5 protein-coding genes are annotated in these 3,283 nt (G+C 67.3%); all 5 read left to right on the top strand.

The window, feature by feature from the left end; translation table 11 throughout:
• A partial coding sequence (locus ACNPM4_RS05655; RefSeq protein ID WP_473965298.1) for a trigger factor occupies positions 1-823 on the top strand: 823 nt, incomplete at its 5' end.
• 72 nt (positions 824-895) lie between these two features.
• Complete coding sequence (locus tag ACNPM4_RS05650; RefSeq protein WP_262001125.1) at positions 896-1,390, top strand: tetratricopeptide repeat protein; 495 nt, start codon at positions 896-898, stop codon at positions 1,388-1,390.
• An 81-nt stretch (positions 1,391-1,471) separates the two neighbouring features.
• Positions 1,472-2,068, top strand: a complete 597-nt coding sequence (locus ACNPM4_RS05645) for an ATP-dependent Clp protease proteolytic subunit (RefSeq protein ID WP_017830295.1) — start codon at positions 1,472-1,474, stop codon at positions 2,066-2,068.
• 20 nt (positions 2,069-2,088) lie between these two features.
• Positions 2,089-2,730 (top strand): ATP-dependent Clp protease proteolytic subunit, encoded by a 642-nt coding sequence (locus ACNPM4_RS05640; RefSeq protein WP_029261627.1) that lies wholly within the window; start codon positions 2,089-2,091, stop codon positions 2,728-2,730.
• A 154-nt stretch (positions 2,731-2,884) separates the two neighbouring features.
• A partial coding sequence (locus ACNPM4_RS05635; protein ID WP_448985013.1) for a sugar-binding domain-containing protein occupies positions 2,885-3,283 on the top strand: 399 nt, incomplete at its 3' end.

Here is a 3,283-nt window from a genome sequence, read left to right as displayed (position 1 = left end):
CTCGGCTCTCGTGGGCGGCGACCACGCCGGCTCCGAGGCCGAGGTCTCCGTGTCCGTCAAGGCCGTCAAGGAGCGCGAGCTTCCCGAGGCCGACGACGACTTCGCGCAGATCGCGAGCGAGTTCGACACCATCGCGGAGCTCCGCGAGAGCCTGGCTGAGCGCGTCGCACAGCAGGGCGTCTTCACGCAGGGTTCCGCCGCGCGCGACAAGCTCGTCGAGGCGCTGCTCGAGAAGATCGAGATCCCGGTTCCGCCGCAGCTCATCGAGGACGAGGTGCACAACCACCTCGAGGGCGAAGGCCGTCTCGAGGACGACGTGCACCGCGCCGAGGTCACCGAGGCGAGCGAGAAGCAGTTCCGCACGCAGGTGCTGCTCGACACGATCGCCGAGCAGGCCGACGTGCAGGTCTCGCAGGAAGAGCTGAGCCAGTACCTGATCCAGTCTGCCGCGCAGTACGGGATGGCTCCGCAGGAGTTCGTCGAGGCGCTGCAGTCCTCGAACCAGCTGCCCGCGCTCGTCGGTGAGGTGGCCCGGAACAAGGCCCTCGCCATCGCGCTCGGCAAGGTCAAGGTCGTCGACAGCAACGGCAAGGCCGTCGACCTCTCCGACTTCATCGTCACGGACGACGAGGCCGAGACCGAGGCGGAAGCCGAGGAGAAGCCGGCCAAGAAGGCTCCGGCCAAGAAGGCTCCCGCCAAGAAGGCTCCGGCCAAGAAGGTCGAAGCCGACGCTGCGGACGAGACCGCCGAGAAGAAGCCGGCTGCCAAGAAGCCCGCCGCCAAGAAGGCTCCGGCCAAGAAGGCTGCCGACAAGGCTGAGTGATCGGACACGATCCAGTGAAGAGGGCGGGTGCTGCGGCATCCGCCCTCTTTTCCATCCAGGGAGGGAGCAGCGATGAAGACGTGGGATGAGCGCATCGACGAGGTGTGGGAGGACGCGACGGGCGAAGAGGTCGGCGACGACACGATCGCGCGGATCGATGCCCTGGCCGCCGAGCGCGGATCGGACGACGCACGCGCGGAGTTCGAACGTGCGGGTGCGCGCGACTCTGCGGGGAAGCCGGCCGAGGCCGTGGAACTGTACCGGCGCGCCCTGCAGCTCGGTCTCGACGAGGAGCACCGCCCGCAGTGCGTGATCCAGCTGGCGAGCTCCCTGCGCAACCTGGGGGAGTACGACGAGGCTCTCGCCGTCATCCGTGCCGAGGAGGAGCTGTCGGCTGATGGGCCCTATCGCGACGCCGTCGCGACGGTCCACGCACTCATCCTCGCGAGTGCCGGGCGACCGGCGCAGGGGCTCTCGGTCGCGTTGCTCGCCCTCGTGCCGCACCTCCCGCGGTACCACCGCTCGATGACGGCCTACGCCCACGAGATCGCCGGCACCGACACCTGATATGCCGACGGCGAACACGGCCTGAGTGCTGCGTTGTCGCCGGTAGATTCGAATCACTGAAACACGGAATCAGGAGCTGACATGGCTGCAGAACCCCTCCTCGCAACGAGCGTCTTCGACAGGTTGCTGAAGGACCGCATCATCTGGCTCGGCTCGGAGGTGCGAGACGAGAACGCGAACGAGATCTGCGCGAAGATCCTTCTTCTCGCCGCAGAGGACTCCGAGCGAGACATCTACCTCTACGTGAACTCGCCGGGTGGCTCGATCACCGCGGGTATGGCGATCTACGACACGATGCAGTTCGTGCCGAACGACATCGTCACCGTCGGCATCGGAATGGCAGCCTCGATGGGCCAGCTGCTGCTGACCGCGGGCACCAAGGGCAAGCGCTACATCACGCCCAACGCCCGGGTGCTGCTGCACCAGCCGCACGGTGGCTTCGGCGGTACGTCGAGTGACATCCAGACCCAGGCGCAGCTCATCATGTCGATGAAGAACCGCCTCGCCGAGATCACCGCAGCGCAGACCGGCAAGTCTGTCGAGCAGATCAACGCCGACGGTGACCGCGACCGCTGGTTCACCGCCGAGGAAGCGCTCGAGTACGGCTTCGTCGACCACATCCGCGAATCGGCCTCCGACGTCATCGGCGGCGGCGGAACCGACCAGGACACCGAGTAACGGAAAGCGAAAGGACGCTCATGTACACACCCACCTTCCGCGCTGCCGGTGACCTGCCCTCCAGCCGCTACGTGCTCCCGCAGTTCGAGGAGCGCACGGCCTACGGGTTCAAGCGTCAGGACCCGTACAACAAGCTGTTCGAAGACCGCGTGATCTTCCTCGGCGTGCAGGTCGACGACGCGTCGGCCGACGACGTGATGGCGCAGCTCCTCGTCCTGGAGAGCCAGGACTCCGAGCGTGACATCACGATGTACATCAACTCGCCCGGTGGTTCGTTCACCGCGATGACGGCGATCTACGACACGATGCAGTACGTCGCGCCGCAGATCCAGACCGTGGTGCTCGGCCAGGCGGCATCCGCCGCGGCCGTGCTGCTCGCGGCCGGCGCGCCCGGCAAGCGTCTCGCGCTGCCGAACGCCCGAGTGCTGATCCACCAGCCCGCGATGGGCGAGGCCGGCCACGGCCAGGCTTCGGACATCGAGATCCAGGCCGCGGAGATCCTCCGTATGCGGACCTGGCTCGAGGAGACCCTGGCCGGGCACACCAAGCGCACCCCGGAGCAGGTGAACCGTGACATCGATCGCGACAACATCCTCTCCGCCGCGCAGGCGCTGGAGTACGGCATCGTCGACCAGGTGCTCACCACGCGCAAGCGGGTCTGAGACCGTTCGGTTCTGAAGGGGCGTCCGTCATCATGACGGGCGCCCCTTCGCCGTGTCCGGCGAATGTGCACGCGCTGCGGGCGTTCTGCTCATATGAGCAATTGCGTGCGCGAACGCAGTTTCCGGCCTACGCTGGGTGAGGAAGGAGGATGCCGTGGAAGAAGATCTGCTCATGGTTCGCGTCGCCGAGCTCTACTACGACGAGGATAAGACCCAGGACGAGATCGGCGGGCTCCTCAAGATCTCCCGCTGGAAGGTCGGCCGACTTCTGGTCCAGGCCAAGGACCGCGGCATCGTGCGCATCGAGATCGTGCACCCGCGTGCCCGTCGGCTCGGTCTGGAGCGGATGCTGGTGGAGCGGTTCGGCCTCACCGATGCCGTCGTCGTGCCCGCGCCGGACGGCGACGACGGGACGCTCGAGCGCGTCGCGCAGGCTGCCGCCGACTTCCTGACCGCACTGCGTCCGGTTCCGCGCACCCTCGGCGTGAGCTGGGGGCGTACGCTCCGTGCCGTCGCTGAAGCCCTCCCCGACGGATGGGCCAACGGTGTCACC

It is taken from the genome of Microbacterium umsixpiens (assembly GCF_053543675.1).
This window is presented reverse-complemented; position numbering and strand designations above follow the sequence as displayed.